Genomic DNA, 17,598 nt, shown 5'->3' with positions numbered 1-17,598 from the left:
CACATGAAACCTATATACGCCTATGATGAAAATTTTAATTATATACATGGTAGAGATAAAGAAATAGCCGATGACGCTGAAATTCCAGAGGGGTTTACGGATGTACAACCTCAAGAAGGGTTATATATCGCAAAATACAATCCCACAAGCAAGACATGGAGCGAGTCGGCAACCCAAGAATATATTGATAGCTTACAAATAGAGCAACCGCCGTATGATATTGATTTACTAAAACAGCAAAATGCGGTCTTAACCAAACAATTGACTGAACTGTCAAAGGAAGCAGCTGCAGCTAAATTGCGTGAGGCACAGATGGCAAAACAATTGGCTCAACTAATGACTGAGATTCAAGAGTTAAAGGGTGGTGAAAAATCATGATATATCCAACTGTAGCAGATATCAAACAATTTTGGGACTGGCAGTGCTATGGCCCAGAGGATATTGCATTTTATGTAAGCATTGGCTGGATCTCGGCAGACGACTATCAAGACATAACAGGAGACAAATACGAAGCCTAATGGCTTTCTTTTTTTCAGAAAAAAGGTGATTCCCATGGCTTGGGTTTCGATTTAGAAAAAATAACGAAGTATTTTTAAATGATAATAAACGATTAAATCATAAAGTATCCTCAATTTCATTGAAACAAATTATGGAATTGTAGAAAGGAAAGAACACTTTGGATATAAAAACTCCTCGTTCTTTTGAAACGAGTGATAAAGCTCATGCTGATCTATTCAACGATATGTTGAAAATACTGATTCATAACGACACTGGTATATCAGAACAACTAACTAATCATATCGATGATTCGAGACAGCACTCTTCAGAACTAGAAAAAAAGAAATGGAATGAGTCGCAGCTGTATAAAATTACAGGTGATAATGGAGTACAACTTTTAAATATTCCTGTCGGCACAAAAATTTTTGACTCAATTAAAGACAAAGGGACATGTACATTTTATGCGCCCAGTGGAATAGAGGATAGCCCTTCACAATTTGCCATTAGAGGGATACAGACAGTGGGACAAAATAACATTGGAACAGGCTTTGCGATAGATACATCAGGCAATGCATATTACTTCTACTATAATTCTAGCCATTTATCTATCACTTGGACTCAGATTCCGACAGTAGCTGAAAAAGATAAATGGAACAACAGTCAGCTTCATAAAATAACAAGGGATAACGGTCAACCCTTTTATAAAGGTACAAGTGAGACCACCGACTATAACGAAATTACGGAAACAGGAATGTATCTCGTTTATAATGCAGGTCTAAATGGTCCAAAAGAGATCAAAAGGGCGTTTATGATTGTTATCAGTTATGGGAATACCCTGCTACAAGCTATCTATGATGCAGTCAATGGTCTGAACTCTTTTTATAGAATCAGGAAGACTGACTATACATGGACTGAATGGGAAAGGCAGCTCACAGCTAAAGATTTAAATGCTGTTCAATCGTTTCCTATTACTGATATTAATGGACAGGGGAAAGTTTATATCAGAAATACGGAAGATTTCCATGAAGTATTACCAAAGTATCGAGGATTCGTTCATTTTGTATCTGCAAATGCACCAACCAATGGCCCGGGTAATGCATTAAGGGGGATTTGGACTTGTAATAACACAAGTACGTACGGGCAGGCAATTGGCTTTGACAACTTAAACCGCACGTGGCGTAAGACTATAGCAAATGGCGTATGGTCAAAATGGGAACGTTTGTTAACCAGCGCAGAGCAAATAGAATGGAAATCCCCGACAACAATAATAAACGGATGGAAACAATACGGCACTCAAAAAGTGCAATTTTATAAGAATCCATTTGGAGAGGTAGAGTTAATTGGTTCTATTACAGGGGGAACTATCGGTTTTGCAGTACCTGTTTTTACATTGCCAAGTGGTTATCGTCCAGTACAGGATATTCATTTCATAGGGGTAGCATCTAGTATCGGCGCTGGTTCAACACCACAAACACACAGAACACATATTGATACTGATGGTAATGTGTATATACAAAGTGTCTCCAATTCAACAAACCCAAATGAATTTATTACTTTCGGCTTTAAATTCATGGCGGCACAGGAGGGATGAAATGAACTGGATATATAAATACGACGAAAAATTCAATTACCTTCCAGGGGAAGAAATAGAAATTGAAGAGGATGCAGACATCCCAAAAGGATATACAGATGTAAGACCTCAAGATGGTTTGTACAAAGGTAAATACAATGAAACGAAAAGAGCATGGTATGAGTCGGCAACACAGGAATACATTGATAGCTTGCAGCCAAAACCGCTGCCACCATCAGAAATTGATCTATTAAAACAGCAAAATGCTGATCTGCTTCAGCAGCTGTCAGAGTCAGAAAAGAGAGTAGAAGAACAATCAAAAACAATATCAGAACTTATCATGTTGCTGAATGAAAAGGGGGTCATTTAATTGGATTGGTTCCGTAGTATTTCATTGTTCTATCAATGGAAGTGTTATGAAAATGAAGATGTAGCAAAATTTGTTCGTTTCGAGAAGATTACGCCGGAACAATACAAAGAAATAACAAAAGAAGAATATCCAACAAACGCTGAATAGGCATTTTTATTTTGCCTTCTTTAAAGACGCGCAAAGTGAGGGAGTAGGTGAGTGCAGTGGAAATGGATTTGACTCAATATTTAATGACACAAGGACCGTTTGCAGTGTTGTTTTGTTGGGTGCTGTTTTACGTATTAAACACAACAAAGGAACGAGAAAACAAGCTCAATGAGCAAATCGAGGCGCAAAATGATGTGTTAGCAAAGTTTAGTGAAAAGTATGACGTCGTGATCGACAAACTCGACAAAATAGAACGAAATTTAAAATAGGAGGAAAGATCATGAAAACATTCGACAAAGGCACTGTGATTCGCACAGTGCTTCTTTTTATTGCTCTGATCAATCAAACGCTTGTCATGTTTGGACAGACGGTGCTGCCGATTAGTGAGGAGCAAGTACAAACCGCAGGTGAGGCACTTTATGTGGCAGGTTCTACAATTTTTACTATGGTCACAGCGGTTATCGCTTGGTTTAAAAACAATTATGTGACCTACAAAGGACAATTACAAAAAGATGCTCTGAAACAAAGAGGGCTAACAAAATAATACTTGAAGGAGAAACGACATGGTGAAAATCATTCAAGCATTGATCCCAAAACAACATCGCAACAGACCAGGAAACACGATGAAGCCGCTCTATATTACAGTGCATAATACGTCAAATAGTGCAAAAGGTGCTAATGCGGCCAGTCATGCAGCGTTTGTTGCACGTTCAAGTACCGGTGTCAGCTGGCATTACACTGTTGATGATCAGGTGATTTATCAGCATTTACCGTTAAACGAAAACGGCTGGCACGCAGGGGATGGCAGAGGCACCGGCAATATGAAGTCAATTGGAATTGAAATTTGTGAAAATGCAGACGGTAACTTTGAACAAGCAGTCGAAAATGCCCAATGGCTCATTCGCAAGCTGATAGGAGATTTGGGGATTCCTTTATCAAATGTAGTGCCTCATAAACATTGGAGCGGGAAAGAGTGTCCAAGGAAACTTCTCGGACGATGGGATCAGTTTAAAGCTGGCATAGCCACAGCGCATACCGGCAGCAAAAGTACAAGAAAACCAGTTCAGGCAGAAAGCTTGAGCCACAAAACACCCGTTTCCAAACAGAAATCGTCAAACCTGCCGTCTGGCATTTTAAAAGTAACCAAGCCCTTAACAAAAGGCCCTCAAGTCACTGCTGTGCAAAAAGCCTTATCATCCCTCTATTTTTACCCAGACAAAGGGGCAAAAAACAACGGGATTGATGGCTATTATGGACCGAAAACGGCAAATGCGGTCAAGCGGTTCCAGCTCATGAACGGCTTAGCGGCAGACGGAATTTACGGACCGAAGACGAAGAACAAAATCGAACAATTGCTGAAGAAGTGACGATCTATAAAAAGTGCTATCAGCAAGTGAGGAAATGCTTCCTTGCTGATAGCTAACAAAAAATGACATCATGTGTGATATAATCAACCAAATCACTATCATGAGAGGAGAGAAAAATGAAAAAAGAACTGTTCCAAATCATCATGCTGTCAGCGTTACTCATCTATTTCATTTATCACGGAATGACGAGCGATTTTCCTGTGTCCTATTCAATCATTCTCATCCTAACTTATCTTTCTGTGATTACATACCGCATCATAAATTGATTAAGAATACGAAAAAACAAAGAACAAGCATAAGAGATATGTACATAAAAAAACCATCCTTGATTTCTCAAGAATGGTTTTTCGTATGGAGCATAGCGGGATCGAACCGCTGACCTCTACGCTGCCAGCGTAGCGCTCTCCCAGCTGAGCTAATGCCCCGAGGTATGACGACATAATTTATTATAATCAATCCTCCTGTGAAATTCAAGCTGTAAAACGTAAACACAACGTCTATTTTTCCTTCTGCTCAATTGGAATATAATCAAAAATTTCACCAGAATGAACAGAATGGGCTAATCGTCTCAACCAGTCATAATAGGCTTTTGAGCTTTCAAGCTGCTCAATGAGCTGCTGCGCTTCTTCTCTTACATGTTCCTGCAGCTGATCATCATGCGCCACCTCTTGAAGCTGCACTTGCGCTTCTTCGATTGCCGTTAAATTGACCTCGACCTCTCTTTCCCATTTTTGCGGAAAAAAGTTTGTGAAAAACTTAAAAAAGTCTTTTTCAGCAACAAAGCTGTGTTTTCTTCGGCCTCTGTGAAACGTCTTTTTGACAATATTCATGTCTTGCAGCTTTTTCACACCCGTACTCATACTCGGCTTACTCATTTGCAGCTCTTCACGCATTTCATCGAGTGTCATTTCCTCGTTTAAATACATCGTCCCATATAGAATACCTGCACTTCGTGTAATGCCATAGAGATCCATCGTTTCAGCTATGGAATCAATGACTAGATCTTTAGCAGCTAAAATACGATCTTCTGCTTGCGGCTGTTCCTGCTTTTTCATTTTGTCCCTGCTTTCTATTAAGAGAATTCAATCCGTTCAAAAAAATCTTTATGGACTATATGTTAACGAAAGAATACAAAAAGTCAAAATAAATGAAACATATCTCCCCTTTGACAGAAAAATTTGAACATGATAAGTTAATTATGTTCAAAACGTTAAATTTTTATTTAACAAACTTACCAAAGAGAATCAGAGGAGGTTCCTTCTATGAGTCAAACACTATTTATAGACGGACAATGGGTTGGCGCTAAAAGTACCGACACGCGGGATATCATCAATCCGTTCAATCAAGAAGTGATCGCGACAGTCAGCGAAGGATCTAGAAATGACGCGCAGCTAGCCATTAAAGCAGCGAGAAAAGCCTTCGATCAAGGGGGCTGGGCAAATCTTCCTGGACTTGAAAGAGGAAATATTGTGTTTAAGATAGCTGAATTGATTAGACGTGATCTTGATGAACTAGCCAAATTGGAATCACTTGATACAGGCAAAACTTTAGAGGAAAGCAAGGCAGATATGGATGATATTGCGAACGTGTTCCAATATTACGCAGGACTGGCTGATAAAGATGGCGGGGAAATCATTGCATCGCCAATTCCAAACTCGAAAAGTGAATTAATCAGAGAGCCTGTCGGTGTATGCGGACAAATCACTCCTTGGAACTATCCATTGCTTCAAGCAAGCTGGAAAATCGCGCCGGCTCTTGCGGCGGGAAATACAATTGTTTTAAAGCCAAGTGAAATCACACCACTCACCACAATTAAAGTATTTAAACTCATGGAAGAAGCGGGCGTTCCGGCAGGCGTTGCAAACCTAGTGCTTGGACCTGGGGCAACGGTTGGGGATGAGCTTGCTGTGAATGATCAAGTAGATCTGATTTCATTTACAGGCGGTATTGAAACAGGTAAGAAAATTATGCAGGGAGCCAGCGCTAATGTGAAAAAAATAGCCCTTGAGCTTGGCGGAAAGAATCCGAATATTGTGTTTCAAGATGCTGATTTAGACGTAGCGGTTGACCAGGCAATGAATGCTGTGTTTTTCCATGCAGGGCAAGTGTGTTCAGCAGGGTCACGTTTGCTGGTGGAAGAATCCATTCATGATGAATTTTTAGAAGAACTGGTGAAGCGTACGAAAAAAATCAAGCTAGGCAACGGCTTTGATGAAGACACCCAGAGCGGGCCGCTCATCTCAGCTGAGCATCGAGAAAAAGTAGAAAAATACGTCAGCATCGGTTTAGAAGAAGGCGCTAGGTTAGAGACAGGTGGAAAAAGACCTGATGCAGAGGAGCTGCAAAATGGGTTCTTCTACTTGCCGACCATTTTCTCAGGCTGCACGTCAGATATGCGGATTGTGCAGGAAGAAGTCTTTGGACCTGTCCTGACAGTCGAATCTTTCCGTACAGAGGAAGAAGTCATTAAACTGGCAAATGATACGATTTATGGATTAGCAGGAGCTGTGTGGTCTTCTGATATCAGCAAAGCCGAAAGAGTGGCTCGGCAATTAAGATTAGGCACGGTTTGGATCAATGATTTCCATCCTTATTTTGCTCAAGCACCGTGGGGTGGCTACAAGCAATCAGGCATTGGGCGTGAATTAGGACGCACGGGACTTGAGGAATATACCGAGCTGAAGCATTTATATCGAAATACAAAACCTGAAGCAGTTCATTGGTTTAAATAAAAATTACGCATTTGGAGGAGATTCTATATGACACTAAATATGAAAATTGAAAGCATGCAGAAATTCCATACATTTGAAATTCCGACTGTCATCAAACACGGCATTGGTGCAGTGAAACATGTCGGGGAAGAAGTAAAAGCATACGGCGTTTCAAAGGTATTGCTTGTAACAGACCCCGGCATTTATCAAGCGGGCGTGGTGGACCCCGTCATTGCTTCATTAAAAGAAGCGCAAATTGATGTTGTTCTATTTAATAAAGTAGAGCCAAATCCGCCAGTCCGTCTAGTGAACGAAGGATCTGCTTTATATGAAAAAGAAGGCTGTAATGGATTAGTCGCAGTAGGCGGCGGCAGCTCAATGGATACAGCCAAGGCAATTGGAGTAGAGGCGACTCATGAAGGCTCAGTTCTTGATTACGAAGCTGCAGAGGGGAAAAAACCGCTTGAAAACAGAATCCCGCCTTTAACCACTATTCCGACAACAGCTGGTACAGGTTCAGAAGTGACGCAATGGGCAGTCATTACTGATGAAGAAAGAGAATTCAAATTCAATACAGGTGGTCCTCTTATTGCAGCTCATCTTACAGTGATTGACCCAGAGCTTCATGTATCCATGCCGCCTCATGTGACAGCAATGACTGGAATTGACGCGCTTGCTCACGCGATTGAATGCTATACGATGAAATTTGCTCAGCCGATTACAGATGCGGTAGCACTCATGGCCATTGAATATGCAGCTCATTATATTCGCCGTGCCTTTGCTGATGGTGAGGACTTGGAAGCCAGATATGGAATGGCACAAGCTGCGATGCTTGCCGGGCTTTCTTATGGAAGTGAATCAGCTGGCGCTGCACATGCGATGAGCCAAACACTCGGAGGCATTATTCCTGTCGCGCACGGTCAGTGTGTTGCAGCGATGATGGGACCAGTGATGGAATATAACTGGAAAGGGTATCCGGAAAAATTCGCACGAATTGCGCAAGCGTTTGGGGTTGATACAAGCAGAATGACAACAGAGGAAGCAGCCAAAGCAGCCGTGAACTGGATGTATGATTTAGTAGAAGATTTAGAAATTCCTTCATTAGAAGAACAAGGTGTATCAAAAGATATGATTGACCGTTTATCTAAAGAAGCGATGAAAGATCCGCAAACAGTTGGAAACCCAAGAGATCTAAACGAAAAAGCGTACAAATGGATTTATGCGCGCTGCTTTGAGTTAACACCTAAAACAGTGTAACAATGAAAAAAGGCTCCCTAAAGGGAGTCCTTTTTATGTTTTATAGTTGTTCTTTAATTTCTTTGATTTGATGAATATGGCGTTTTTCATGTGCGCCGATAAAATCAAGATATTGCTTAAGGGATAGCTCTTTAAACACAGGGTGTGCAATGACGCGTTTGAAATCTTCCTCAGTAAATGTTGATAAAATTTGATTGAGCTGCTCACGAGCTGTATCGAGCTCATCCTTTAAATGTGTAGGTGTCACATGCTTGTGCTCAGGCGCAACAATACTAGGCGCAGTGGCTTTTTTCGAACGATCCTCTGCCATTTCCACCGGCTTTGGTTCATATTCTTTGATCGGTGCTTTTTTCCCCTCAGCAGCTAGATGTTTTGCTGCAACTAGGTCCATTTTCTTTAAATGATCTGCTACCTCTTGAATACTCCAAGTATCATCAGATAATTTTTGGTTCAATTGTTCTTCGCTCAAACCTTGCAGCTCGTGCCACAATTCTTGTCTTGCTTCATGTAATAAACTCATTTTCTTCATCACCTCAAGATCAAATTTTAACATAAGGGTACATGACAATCATTCTTGAGCTATCCGAAAATCCCTTTGAAGAATTGTGATGAAATATGAAACCTTTACAAAAGTGGTTCGTATTACCTGTTACAAGGAATACATTGGAGGTGAGTATGATCTAAATGAAACAACAGATGTTCATTTCATGAAGAAAGGGTGAGGAAGATGGATGTGTTTGGGCTGCCTCTTCAGACGCTGTATTTATACATATTGATGATATCAGGAATCCTGACACTTGTTTTCGTCTTTTTCGGCGATGTATTTGATGGATGGTTTGAAGCGATCCCTGTTCCATTCCTTCAACCAACATTGATCCTCGCATTTCTTACCTTTTTCTCGGCTGGAGGGTTTATCTCTGAAAAAACAGCAATTGTAGGAAGTGGACTTGGCGCAGTATTATCTGCCATCCTCGCAGTGATCCTTGTGACCTGTTTGAATGTATTTGTATTAGTCCCGCTTTCCTCTGCTGAAGAATCTCTCTCTTATACGGAGGCCGATTTAAAAGGAAGAACTGGGGAGATCATTGTATCTGTTCCAAAAGACGGGTTTGGAGAAGTGCTGTTAATCAGTAACAGCGGGAAAATCTCAAAGCCAGCTGTCAGCTTCGACAAAGAGGAGATTCCATATGGAACCCGTGTGCTAGTTGTCGAAGTGAACAAAGGCGTCTTATCTGTTATACCAAATGAAGAAATCTAGGAGGGAATGCTATGCCAGGAACAACTATTTTAGTGATCATTGGAATTGTGCTTGTCATTCTTATTGCACTTATTGGTGTATTTGTTTCTAAATACCGGACAGCAGGTCCAGATGAAGCATTAATCGTGACAGGAAGTTATCTAGGAAGTAAAAATGTCCACGTGGACGAAGGTGGAAACAAGATTAAGATTGTAAGAGGCGGCGGTACCTTTGTCCTTCCAGTCTTTCAACAAGCAGAGCCGCTCAGCTTACTATCTAGCAAGCTAGATGTTTCAACCCCTGAAGTCTATACCGAACAAGGTGTACCGGTCATGGCGGATGGAACGGCCATCATAAAAATTGGTGGATCGATTGAAGAAATTGCTACTGCTGCAGAGCAATTTTTAGGTAAAACAAAAGAAGATCGTGAAAACGAAGCGAGAGAAGTATTAGAAGGTCACCTTCGTTCCATCTTAGGGTCAATGACAGTTGAAGAGATTTATAAAAACAGAGAAAAATTTTCACAAGAAGTACAACGCGTTGCTTCTCAAGATCTAGCGAAAATGGGTCTAGTCATTGTCTCGTTTACGATCAAAGATGTTCGTGATAAAAATGGCTATTTAGAATCTCTAGGTAAACCAAGAATTGCCCAAGTAAAACGCGATGCAGATATTGCAACGGCTGAAGCAGATAAAGAAACACGGATCAAACGTGCCGAAGCAGATAAAGATGCGAAGAAATCAGAGCTTGAGCGTGCTACTGAAATCGCTGAAGCAGAAAAGATTAATGAATTGAAAAGAGCAGAATTCAGACGTGAACAGGATACAGCGAAAGCAAGTGCTGACCAAGCGTACGATTTAGAAACCGCTCGTAACCGTCAGCACGTAACTGAACAAGAAATGCAAGTCAAAATCATTGAGCGTCAGAAACAAATTGAATTAGAAGAAAAAGAGATTCAGCGTCGTGAACGTCAATATGATTCTGAAGTGAAAAAGAAAGCAGATGCGGACCGTTATGCTGTTGAGCAGTCGGCTGCGGCAGAAAAAGCAAAACGTCTTGCTGAAGCAGATGCGAAGAAATACAGCATTGAAGCAATGGCAAAAGCAGAAGCTGAGAAAGTTCGTATTGACGGGCTTGCCAAAGCGGAAGCGGATCGTGCGAAAGGGGAAACAGAAGCAGAAGTCATTAGACTAAAAGGACTTGCAGAAGCCGAAGCGAAAGAGAAAATTGCGGAAGCATTCGAACAGTATGGTCAGGCAGCGATTCTTGATATGATTGTCAAAATGCTTCCTGAATATGCGAAGCAAGTATCTGCACCACTTTCTAACATTGATAAAATTACTGTTGTGGATACAGGCGGTAACGGTGAAGGCAGCGGTGCCAATAAAGTTACAGGCTATGCCACAAATCTCATGTCTAGTCTTCAAGAGAGTCTGAAAGCATCCTCTGGAATTGATGTGAAAGAAATTATTGAGAACTTTTCTGGCAAAGGCAATGTGAAGCAAAGCATTCAAGAACTGACAAATGAAATCAAACAACCAAGAAAAATCGAAAAAGCTGATGATCAAATAGAACAATAAAATCAAAAGACACCTTCCACCAGAAGGTGTCACTTTTTTATAGAAGAAGATTTAACCATTGAAAGATGTGCTGACAAAACGCTAGTCATTGAATTCTATGTAATAGAAATTTATCATAATGAAGATAAGGTGGAAAAAGCTAAAAGGAGTGGAGCGGATGAAGGTGAGACATGCTGTACATCAAGATATTCCAAAAATCGCCGAGATTCATGTGAAAAGCTGGCAGACGACTTATCAAGGGATTATTTCGCAGGAGTATTTAGATGGTTTAACCATTGAAGATCGGGAAGAGAGCTGGAGAAGAAGGCCGCTTAAAGGCACGTTTGTCGCGGAAGATGAGGATGGCGTTTTTGGTTTTGCTTCTTTCGGAAAACAACGTGACGAACGTTATTCTACATATGATGGAGAGCTATATGCCATCTATTTATTCCAACAGAAACAGAAATCAGGGGCGGGTATTGCTCTAATGGAAAAAGGAGTGGAATATTTAATAGAAAAGGGTTATCAGAATATGCTGCTATGGGTGTTTGAACAAAATCCGGCGAAACAATTTTATCAAAAGCTTCAACCTAGTTTTATCGTTACCAGCCAGTTCGAGCTGGCTGGCGAGAACCATAATGAAATAGGGTATGGATGGGAGTTGTCTAGATTGAATAACCATGTAAAACGAATTAAATCGTCAGCTTCCAGTAATAATGAGAGAAAAAAGTGAAAAGTACAGCAAGCAACATGTAAGAAATAAACGGTGAAGCTTCTACTTTTCCTTTCACGCCTGCTATTTTTAAAGCTTCATAGAAGCCTGCCAAAAAATAAGCAAGACTGAGAATATAACAGCAAAGCATAATGGAGTAAGGGCTCATTGTCGTACCTCCAGCATGAAATCTTCTATTATTAATAGATTCCATAGAGCAGCAAATTATGCATAAAAAAATAACCAGCTGTCATCAGCCGGTTATTTTTGATGAGGAAAAACCAAACGGGATGCACTTGGAATGAGTATACAAAGAACAATACTGCAAATAATAAATGAAGGAACCATATATGTGCTGTTATAAATTAAAGAGTAGACCCATCCTGGTGTTCCTTTCGGTGCATATTGAGAAAAGAAAACGACGCCAGAAATAAAGAACGTCAGCAGCCTGAAGAAACTAGCAACAAAAACAGCTAAGGTAATATAGAAAAATTGCTGCTTTCGCTTTTGATCCTGAATGGCTTTTTTGATCAATCCAGAAAACAAGCCGCTTAAAGAAATGACAACAGATGCAACGAAGTAATCGAGGAATCCTTGAACAGGTGTAACGATGATCGGGCTATTCATCAGCTGAAGACCTGCGATTAACACACCGATGATAAATCCGGTAGATATCCCCCATCTAATAGACATGAGAATGACGGGAATCATAATCAGCGCAAGAGATCCGCCATTCGGCATTCTTAAAAAGAGACCTGATAAGTAATCTAATACAAGTGCAAGTGAAGTCATAATCGCGATTTCCATCAGTCGTACCAATTGATTTGATTGCTGCATAAAAAAATCTCCTTTTTCATGAATTGAGCAAGGAGAGACCGTGTAAGGATGAGTATGTTATTCATAGAAAAACATATCGATTTGAATACACCATGTATCCAAGTGATTCCACATTCCTACTTCAGTATTAACTGACAGGTTCAAAGGGTCAGAACAACGAATGTTCACTCTCAGCACAAAGCTCCCCCTGCGGTTATTTAGTTTCAATCTATTATAAATATACTAAAGACCTGCAGGATCAACAATAGACAATTCCCGAGATGAGCAGCATTTGTATCAATATATAGGAAGAGATAAGGAAAAATAAATTATTTAGAAAAAATACTTGTTTCTTCTCTCAAAAGGTGTTATATTTGTATTCGCCGCTGAAACAGCGCGGTTGATAAATAACATTAAGAAAAAAGTTGTTGACTTTATCTTGATAGAATGTTATATTAATAAAGTCGCCTCTGAGAGACGGCGGAGATGATCTTTGAAAACTAAACAAGACAAAACGTACCTGTTAATTCGAGTTTTTATAAAAAAATCCTATGATACTTCATAGGTAGTCAGTCAAACGCTGACGAGGCAGGAAATGATCACATGCTAAGTTCGCTACATCGTGTAGCAACGCATGTGTGATATGCATCCTGCATACCTCGGAGAGTTTGATCCTGGCTCAGGACGAACGCTGGCGGCGTGCCTAATACATGCAAGTCGAGCGGACAGAAGGGAGCTTGCTCCCGGATGTTAGCGGCGGACGGGTGAGTAACACGTGGGTAACCTGCCTGTAAGACTGGGATAACTCCGGGAAACCGGAGCTAATACCGGATAGTTCCTTGAACCGCATGGTTCAAGGATGAAAGACGGTTTCGGCTGTCACTTACAGATGGACCCGCGGCGCATTAGCTAGTTGGTGGGGTAATGGCTCACCAAGGCGACGATGCGTAGCCGACCTGAGAGGGTGATCGGCCACACTGGGACTGAGACACGGCCCAGACTCCTACGGGAGGCAGCAGTAGGGAATCTTCCGCAATGGACGAAAGTCTGACGGAGCAACGCCGCGTGAGTGATGAAGGTTTTCGGATCGTAAAGCTCTGTTGTTAGGGAAGAACAAGTGCGAGAGTAACTGCTCGCACCTTGACGGTACCTAACCAGAAAGCCACGGCTAACTACGTGCCAGCAGCCGCGGTAATACGTAGGTGGCAAGCGTTGTCCGGAATTATTGGGCGTAAAGGGCTCGCAGGCGGTTTCTTAAGTCTGATGTGAAAGCCCCCGGCTCAACCGGGGAGGGTCATTGGAAACTGGGAAACTTGAGTGCAGAAGAGGAGAGTGGAATTCCACGTGTAGCGGTGAAATGCGTAGAGATGTGGAGGAACACCAGTGGCGAAGGCGACTCTCTGGTCTGTAACTGACGCTGAGGAGCGAAAGCGTGGGGAGCGAACAGGATTAGATACCCTGGTAGTCCACGCCGTAAACGATGAGTGCTAAGTGTTAGGGGGTTTCCGCCCCTTAGTGCTGCAGCTAACGCATTAAGCACTCCGCCTGGGGAGTACGGTCGCAAGACTGAAACTCAAAGGAATTGACGGGGGCCCGCACAAGCGGTGGAGCATGTGGTTTAATTCGAAGCAACGCGAAGAACCTTACCAGGTCTTGACATCCTCTGACAACCCTAGAGATAGGGCTTTCCCTTCGGGGACAGAGTGACAGGTGGTGCATGGTTGTCGTCAGCTCGTGTCGTGAGATGTTGGGTTAAGTCCCGCAACGAGCGCAACCCTTGATCTTAGTTGCCAGCATTTAGTTGGGCACTCTAAGGTGACTGCCGGTGACAAACCGGAGGAAGGTGGGGATGACGTCAAATCATCATGCCCCTTATGACCTGGGCTACACACGTGCTACAATGGACAGAACAAAGGGCTGCAAGACCGCAAGGTTTAGCCAATCCCATAAATCTGTTCTCAGTTCGGATCGCAGTCTGCAACTCGACTGCGTGAAGCTGGAATCGCTAGTAATCGCGGATCAGCATGCCGCGGTGAATACGTTCCCGGGCCTTGTACACACCGCCCGTCACACCACGAGAGTTTGCAACACCCGAAGTCGGTGAGGTAACCTTTATGGAGCCAGCCGCCGAAGGTGGGGCAGATGATTGGGGTGAAGTCGTAACAAGGTAGCCGTATCGGAAGGTGCGGCTGGATCACCTCCTTTCTAAGGATATATGGAGCAGCGTGCGTTTTCGTCTTGTTTAGTTTTGAAGGATCATTCCTTCAAAACATGTCTCTAGCGAGACAGGATTGTTCTTTGAAAACTAGATAACAATAAGTAATACATTCACATTGAATGCAATGCAAAGTTCATCACACATAGTGATTCTTTCTAAAGTAAGAAATGGTTAAGTTAGAAAGGGCGCACGGTGGATGCCTTGGCACTAGGAGCCGATGAAGGACGGGACGAACACCGATATGCTTCGGGGAGCTGTAAGCAAGCTTTGATCCGGAGATTTCCGAATGGGGAAACCCACTGCTCGTAATGGAGTAGTATCCATACTTGAATACATAGAGTATGAGAAGGCATACCCGGGGAACTGAAACATCTAAGTACCCGGAGGAAGAGAAAGCAAATGCGATTCCCTGAGTAGCGGCGAGCGAAACGGGAACAGCCCAAACCAAGAGGCTTGCCTCTTGGGGTTGTAGGACACTCTATACGGAGTTACAAAGGAACGATATAAGCGAAGAGGTCTGGAAAGGCCCGCCAAAGAAGGTAACAGCCCTGTAACTGAAATGTTGTTCTCTCCAGAGTGGATCCTGAGTACGGCGGAACACGTGAAATTCCGTCGGAATCCGGGAGGACCATCTCCCAAGGCTAAATACTCCCTAGTGACCGATAGTGAACCAGTACCGTGAGGGAAAGGTGAAAAGCACCCCGGAAGGGGAGTGAAATAGATCCTGAAACCGTGTGCCTACAAGTAGTCAGAGCCCGTTAACGGGTGATGGCGTGCCTTTTGTAGAATGAACCGGCGAGTTACGATCCCGTGCAAGGTTAAGCAGAAGATGCGGAGCCGCAGCGAAAGCGAGTCTGAATAGGGCGCATGAGTACGTGGTCGTAGACCCGAAACCAGGTGATCTACCCATGTCCAGGGTGAAGTTCAGGTAACACTGAATGGAGGCCCGAACCCACGCACGTTGAAAAGTGCGGGGATGAGGTGTGGGTAGGGGTGAAATGCCAATCGAACCTGGAGATAGCTGGTTCTCTCCGAAATAGCTTTAGGGCTAGCCTCAAGGTAAGAGTCTCGGAGGTAGAGCACTGATTGGACTAGGGGCCCCTACCGGGTTACCGAATTCAGTCAAACTCCGAATGCCGATGACTTATCCTTGGGAGTCAGACTGCGAGTGATAAGATCCGTAGTCGAAAGGGAAACAGCCCAGACCGCCAGCTAAGGTCCCAAAGTATACGTTAAGTGGAAAAGGATGTGGAGTTGCTTAGACAACCAGGATGTTGGCTTAGAAGCAGCCACCATTTAAAGAGTGCGTAATAGCTCACTGGTCGAGTGACTCTGCGCCGAAAATGTACCGGGGCTAAACGTATCACCGAAGCTGCGGACTGTTCTTACGAACAGTGGTAGGAGAGCGTTCTAAGGGCTGTGAAGCCAGACCGGAAGGACTGGTGGAGCGCTTAGAAGTGAGAATGCCGGTATGAGTAGCGAAAGACGGGTGAGAATCCCGTCCACCGAATGCCTAAGGTTTCCTGAGGAAGGCTCGTCCGCTCAGGGTTAGTCGGGACCTAAGCCGAGGCCGAAAGGCGTAGGCGATGGACAACAGGTTGATATTCCTGTACCACCTCCTCACCATTTGAGCAATGGGGGGACGCAGGAGGATAGGGTAAGCGCGGTATTGGATATCCGCGTCCAAGCAGTTAGGCTGGGAAATAGGCAAATCCGTTTCCCGTAAAGGCTGAGCTGTGATGGCGAGCGAAATTTAGTAGCGAAGTTCCTGATTCCACACTGCCAAGAAAAGCCTCTAGCGAGGTGAGAGGTGCCCGTACCGCAAACCGACACAGGTAGGCGAGGAGAGAATCCTAAGGTGATCGAGAGAACTCTCGTTAAGGAACTCGGCAAAATGACCCCGTAACTTCGGGAGAAGGGGTGCTTCTTAGGGTGTTAAAGCCCCGAGAAGCCGCAGTGAATAGGCCCAGGCGACTGTTTAGCAAAAACACAGGTCTCTGCGAAGCCGTAAGGCGAAGTATAGGGGCTGACGCCTGCCCGGTGCTGGAAGGTTAAGAGGAGCGCTTAGCGTAAGCGAAGGTGCGAATTGAAGCCCCAGTAAACGGCGGCCGTAACTATAACGGTCCTAAGGTAGCGAAATTCCTTGTCGGGTAAGTTCCGACCCGCACGAAAGGCGCAACGATCTGGGCACTGTCTCAACGAGAGACTCGGTGAAATTATAGTACCTGTGAAGATGCAGGTTACCCGCGACAGGACGGAAAGACCCCGTGGAGCTTTACTGCAGCCTGATATTGAATGTTGGTACAGCTTGTACAGGATAGGTAGGAGCCTTGGAAACCGGAGCGCTAGCTTCGGTGGAGGCATCGGTGGGATACTACCCTGGCTGTATTGACCTTCTAACCCGCTGCCCTTATCGGGCAGGGAGACAGTGTCAGGTGGGCAGTTTGACTGGGGCGGTCGCCTCCTAAAATGTAACGGAGGCGCCCAAAGGTTCCCTCAGAATGGTTGGAAATCATTCGCAGAGTGTAAAGGCACAAGGGAGCTTGACTGCGAGACCTACAAGTCGAGCAGGGACGAAAGTCGGGCTTAGTGATCCGGTGGTTCCGCATGGAAGGGCCATCGCTCAACGGATAAAAGCTACCCCGGGGATAACAGGCTTATCTCCCCCAAGAGTCCACATCGACGGGGAGGTTTGGCACCTCGATGTCGGCTCATCGCATCCTGGGGCTGTAGTCGGTCCCAAGGGTTGGGCTGTTCGCCCATTAAAGCGGTACGCGAGCTGGGTTCAGAACGTCGTGAGACAGTTCGGTCCCTATCCGTCGCGGGCGCAGGAAATTTGAGAGGAGCTGTCCTTAGTACGAGAGGACCGGGATGGACGCACCGCTGGTGTACCAGTTGTTCTGCCAAGGGCATCGCTGGGTAGCTATGTGCGGACGGGATAAGTGCTGAAAGCATCTAAGCATGAAGCCCCCCTCAAGATGAGATTTCCCATTCCGCAAGGAAGTAAGATCCCTGAAAGATGATCAGGTTGATAGGTCTGAGGTGGAAGCGTGGTGACACGTGGAGCTGACAGATACTAATAGATCGAGGACTTAACCTATATTCTATTGTGAAGCATGAACATTGTTATCTAGTT

At 43.8% G+C, this 17,598-nt stretch carries 17 protein-coding genes, 1 tRNA gene, 2 rRNA genes and 1 riboswitch; of the genes, 16 read left to right on the top strand and 4 right to left on the bottom strand.

The genetic code is table 11. From position 1 onward, the window contains the following. The first annotated feature begins 3 nt into the window (after nucleotides 1-3). The 9 genes from MHI46_RS14630 to MHI46_RS14590 all read left to right on the top strand — a co-directional run bounded on the left by MHI46_RS14630 (nucleotide 4) and on the right by MHI46_RS14590 (nucleotide 4,218). A complete protein-coding gene (locus tag MHI46_RS14630; RefSeq protein ID WP_251181194.1) occupies nucleotides 4-378 on the top strand; it encodes a hypothetical protein in 375 nt (124 codons plus the stop codon). Further along, nucleotides 375-518, top strand: coding sequence for an XkdX family protein (locus MHI46_RS14625; protein WP_251181193.1), 144 nt, complete (start codon nucleotides 375-377; stop codon nucleotides 516-518). Before MHI46_RS14630 ends, MHI46_RS14625 begins: the two co-directional genes overlap by 4 nt. 158 nt (nucleotides 519-676) lie before the next feature. Further along, nucleotides 677-2,089, top strand: a complete 1,413-nt coding sequence (locus tag MHI46_RS14620) for a hypothetical protein (protein ID WP_260774659.1) — start codon at nucleotides 677-679, stop codon at nucleotides 2,087-2,089. A 1-nt stretch (nucleotide 2,090) separates the two neighbouring features. After that, nucleotides 2,091-2,438, top strand: coding sequence for a hypothetical protein (locus MHI46_RS14615; protein ID WP_058838035.1), 348 nt, complete (start codon nucleotides 2,091-2,093; stop codon nucleotides 2,436-2,438). After that, nucleotides 2,439-2,585 (top strand): XkdX family protein, encoded by a 147-nt coding sequence (locus MHI46_RS14610; protein ID WP_008361668.1) that lies wholly within the window; start codon nucleotides 2,439-2,441, stop codon nucleotides 2,583-2,585. 56 nt (nucleotides 2,586-2,641) lie between these two features. After that, on the top strand, nucleotides 2,642-2,854 hold the full coding sequence (locus tag MHI46_RS14605; protein ID WP_008344062.1) for a BhlA/UviB family holin-like peptide: 213 nt from the start codon (nucleotides 2,642-2,644) through the stop codon (nucleotides 2,852-2,854). An 11-nt stretch (nucleotides 2,855-2,865) separates the two neighbouring features. After that, nucleotides 2,866-3,129, top strand: a complete 264-nt coding sequence (locus tag MHI46_RS14600) for a phage holin (protein WP_019743388.1) — start codon at nucleotides 2,866-2,868, stop codon at nucleotides 3,127-3,129. Between the two features lie 19 nt (nucleotides 3,130-3,148). After that, a complete protein-coding gene (locus MHI46_RS14595; RefSeq protein ID WP_260774657.1) occupies nucleotides 3,149-3,952 on the top strand; it encodes an N-acetylmuramoyl-L-alanine amidase in 804 nt (267 codons plus the stop codon). Between the two features lie 116 nt (nucleotides 3,953-4,068). After that, complete coding sequence (locus tag MHI46_RS14590) at nucleotides 4,069-4,218, top strand: hypothetical protein (RefSeq protein ID WP_260774655.1); 150 nt, start codon at nucleotides 4,069-4,071, stop codon at nucleotides 4,216-4,218. A gap of 86 nt (nucleotides 4,219-4,304) precedes the next feature. Here MHI46_RS14590 and MHI46_RS14585 read toward each other — a convergent pair. Both MHI46_RS14585 and MHI46_RS14580 read right to left on the bottom strand, forming a co-directional pair. Continuing rightward, nucleotides 4,305-4,377: transfer RNA gene (locus tag MHI46_RS14585), tRNA-Ala, on the bottom strand. A gap of 72 nt (nucleotides 4,378-4,449) precedes the next feature. Further along, complete coding sequence (locus MHI46_RS14580) at nucleotides 4,450-5,007, bottom strand: GbsR/MarR family transcriptional regulator (protein WP_212044591.1); 558 nt, start codon at nucleotides 5,005-5,007, stop codon at nucleotides 4,450-4,452. Between the two features lie 207 nt (nucleotides 5,008-5,214). Between MHI46_RS14580 and betB the strand changes: the two genes are divergently transcribed. Both betB and MHI46_RS14570 read left to right on the top strand, forming a co-directional pair. Beyond that, nucleotides 5,215-6,684: a betaine-aldehyde dehydrogenase gene (gene betB / locus MHI46_RS14575; RefSeq protein ID WP_260774654.1), complete on the top strand. Its 1,470-nt coding sequence runs from the start codon at nucleotides 5,215-5,217 to the stop codon at nucleotides 6,682-6,684. 27 nt (nucleotides 6,685-6,711) lie between these two features. After that, nucleotides 6,712-7,920, top strand: a complete 1,209-nt coding sequence (locus tag MHI46_RS14570; RefSeq protein WP_039180944.1) for an iron-containing alcohol dehydrogenase — start codon at nucleotides 6,712-6,714, stop codon at nucleotides 7,918-7,920. A gap of 40 nt (nucleotides 7,921-7,960) precedes the next feature. Here MHI46_RS14570 and MHI46_RS14565 read toward each other — a convergent pair whose 3' ends face one another. Continuing rightward, nucleotides 7,961-8,440, bottom strand: coding sequence for a DinB family protein (locus MHI46_RS14565; RefSeq protein ID WP_180272435.1), 480 nt, complete (start codon nucleotides 8,438-8,440; stop codon nucleotides 7,961-7,963). 207 nt (nucleotides 8,441-8,647) lie between these two features. Between MHI46_RS14565 and MHI46_RS14560 the strand changes: the two genes are divergently transcribed. From MHI46_RS14560 to MHI46_RS14550, 3 genes are all read left to right on the top strand, one after another. Next, nucleotides 8,648-9,178 carry a hypothetical protein gene (locus MHI46_RS14560; protein ID WP_059376341.1) on the top strand — a complete coding sequence of 177 codons (531 nt, stop codon included), beginning with the start codon at nucleotides 8,648-8,650 and terminating at the stop codon, nucleotides 9,176-9,178. Between the two features lie 11 nt (nucleotides 9,179-9,189). After that, a complete protein-coding gene (locus MHI46_RS14555; RefSeq protein ID WP_039180936.1) occupies nucleotides 9,190-10,737 on the top strand; it encodes a flotillin family protein in 1,548 nt (515 codons plus the stop codon). A 157-nt stretch (nucleotides 10,738-10,894) separates the two neighbouring features. Then, a complete protein-coding gene (locus tag MHI46_RS14550; RefSeq protein ID WP_342502908.1) occupies nucleotides 10,895-11,449 on the top strand; it encodes a GNAT family N-acetyltransferase in 555 nt (184 codons plus the stop codon). A 240-nt stretch (nucleotides 11,450-11,689) separates the two neighbouring features. Here MHI46_RS14550 and thiT read toward each other — a convergent pair whose 3' ends face one another. Continuing rightward, nucleotides 11,690-12,265, bottom strand: a complete 576-nt coding sequence (thiT, locus tag MHI46_RS14545; protein ID WP_106025639.1) for an energy-coupled thiamine transporter ThiT — start codon at nucleotides 12,263-12,265, stop codon at nucleotides 11,690-11,692. 96 nt (nucleotides 12,266-12,361) lie between these two features. After that, a riboswitch (TPP riboswitch) is annotated at nucleotides 12,362-12,463 on the bottom strand. Nucleotides 12,464-12,900: 437 nt separating this feature from the next. Here thiT and MHI46_RS14540 point away from each other — a divergent pair. Continuing rightward, nucleotides 12,901-14,449, top strand: a 16S ribosomal RNA gene (locus MHI46_RS14540). Between the two features lie 182 nt (nucleotides 14,450-14,631). Then, nucleotides 14,632-17,562: ribosomal RNA gene (locus MHI46_RS14535) — 23S ribosomal RNA — on the top strand. The 16S and 23S rRNA genes sit together here, the layout of an rRNA operon. Nucleotides 17,563-17,598 lie beyond the last annotated feature (36 nt).

The organism is Bacillus sp. FSL K6-1000, from assembly GCF_038630785.1.
Lineage (GTDB): Bacteria > Bacillota > Bacilli > Bacillales > Bacillaceae > Bacillus > Bacillus safensis.
This window is presented reverse-complemented; position numbering and strand designations above follow the sequence as displayed.

What these genes read in the sequence shown, in the direction of transcription:
- MHI46_RS14630 (WP_251181194.1), top strand. Translation starts at nt 4, where the DNA reads ATGAAACCTATATACGCCTATGATGAAAATTTTAATTATATACATGGT.
- MHI46_RS14625 (WP_251181193.1), top strand. Translation starts at nt 375, where the DNA reads ATGATATATCCAACTGTAGCAGATATCAAACAATTTTGGGACTGGCAG.
- MHI46_RS14615 (WP_058838035.1), top strand. Translation starts at nt 2,091, where the DNA reads ATGAACTGGATATATAAATACGACGAAAAATTCAATTACCTTCCAGGG.
- MHI46_RS14600 (WP_019743388.1), top strand. Translation starts at nt 2,866, where the DNA reads ATGAAAACATTCGACAAAGGCACTGTGATTCGCACAGTGCTTCTTTTT.
- MHI46_RS14595 (WP_260774657.1), top strand. Translation starts at nt 3,149, where the DNA reads ATGGTGAAAATCATTCAAGCATTGATCCCAAAACAACATCGCAACAGA.
- MHI46_RS14590 (WP_260774655.1), top strand. Translation starts at nt 4,069, where the DNA reads ATGAAAAAAGAACTGTTCCAAATCATCATGCTGTCAGCGTTACTCATC.
- MHI46_RS14580 (WP_212044591.1), bottom strand. Translation starts at nt 5,007, where the DNA reads ATGAAAAAGCAGGAACAGCCGCAAGCAGAAGATCGTATTTTAGCTGCT.
- betB (WP_260774654.1), top strand. Translation starts at nt 5,215, where the DNA reads ATGAGTCAAACACTATTTATAGACGGACAATGGGTTGGCGCTAAAAGT.
- MHI46_RS14570 (WP_039180944.1), top strand. Translation starts at nt 6,712, where the DNA reads ATGACACTAAATATGAAAATTGAAAGCATGCAGAAATTCCATACATTT.
- MHI46_RS14565 (WP_180272435.1), bottom strand. Translation starts at nt 8,440, where the DNA reads ATGAGTTTATTACATGAAGCAAGACAAGAATTGTGGCACGAGCTGCAA.
- MHI46_RS14560 (WP_059376341.1), top strand. Translation starts at nt 8,648, where the DNA reads ATGGATGTGTTTGGGCTGCCTCTTCAGACGCTGTATTTATACATATTG.
- MHI46_RS14555 (WP_039180936.1), top strand. Translation starts at nt 9,190, where the DNA reads ATGCCAGGAACAACTATTTTAGTGATCATTGGAATTGTGCTTGTCATT.
- MHI46_RS14550 (WP_342502908.1), top strand. Translation starts at nt 10,895, where the DNA reads ATGAAGGTGAGACATGCTGTACATCAAGATATTCCAAAAATCGCCGAG.
- thiT (WP_106025639.1), bottom strand. Translation starts at nt 12,265, where the DNA reads ATGCAGCAATCAAATCAATTGGTACGACTGATGGAAATCGCGATTATG.